Source organism: Stenotrophomonas pictorum JCM 9942, from assembly GCF_001310775.1.
Lineage (GTDB): Bacteria > Pseudomonadota > Gammaproteobacteria > Xanthomonadales > Xanthomonadaceae > Stenotrophomonas > Stenotrophomonas pictorum.
This window is the reverse complement of record NZ_BAZI01000787.1, coordinates 1-598: the sequence shown is the minus strand read 5'-3', so window position 1 is coordinate 598 and position 598 is coordinate 1. Positions and strand designations below refer to the sequence as shown.

Below are 598 nucleotides of genomic sequence, written 5' to 3'. Positions count from 1 at the left end.
GTTGAGCGGCAGCGGCTGCGGGTCCATCCAGCGCGTGCCCTGCAGGCTTGCCTGCCACAGATCCCAGCCGCCGGCACCGCCGTCGCGGTTGCTGGCCCAGACGATGCGCTGGCCGTCGGCCGACAGGCTGGCACGCAGCTCATCGGCGCGGGTGGAGACCACGCCCATGCCTTCGATGCCGAACTCGGAAAGCGCCGAGGCCACCGGGGTACAGAGTAGACTCGCAGTCAGCGCGAGCAGCAGTGGTCGGGTCCGCATGAAGGTTCCGCAGGCGAGAATCGCGTCCAGTCTAGGTCATGCAGAGGATCACCATGAGCGCACCCCGCTACGCCGTATTTGGCCAGCCCATCGCACACTCGCAGTCGCCCTTCATCCAGTCGGCTTTCGGCAAGGCGCACGGTATCGCCGTGGACTACCGTGCGATCGAGGCTTCGCCCGACGCCTTCGCCGCCGCACTGGAAGCCTTTGCCGCCGAGGGCGGCGTCGGGGCCAATGTGACCCTGCCGCTCAAGGAAGCGGCGTTCGCGCTGTGCACCACCACCACCTCGCGTGCGCAGCGTGCCGGCGCGGTCAACACGCTGCTGCGCAAGGGTGACCG

The 598-nt window shown here is 68.7% G+C and carries 2 pseudogenes; one reads left to right on the top strand and one right to left on the bottom strand.

Features of this window, described 5'->3' with window-relative positions:
* A pseudogene (locus JCM9942_RS17700) lies at positions 1-258 on the bottom strand (PD40 domain-containing protein); the annotation flags it as partial.
* A gap of 53 nt (positions 259-311) precedes the next feature.
* On the opposite strand from JCM9942_RS17700, the pseudogene JCM9942_RS17695 reads away from it, so the two are divergent.
* Positions 312-598, top strand: a pseudogene (locus tag JCM9942_RS17695) (shikimate dehydrogenase); the annotation flags it as partial.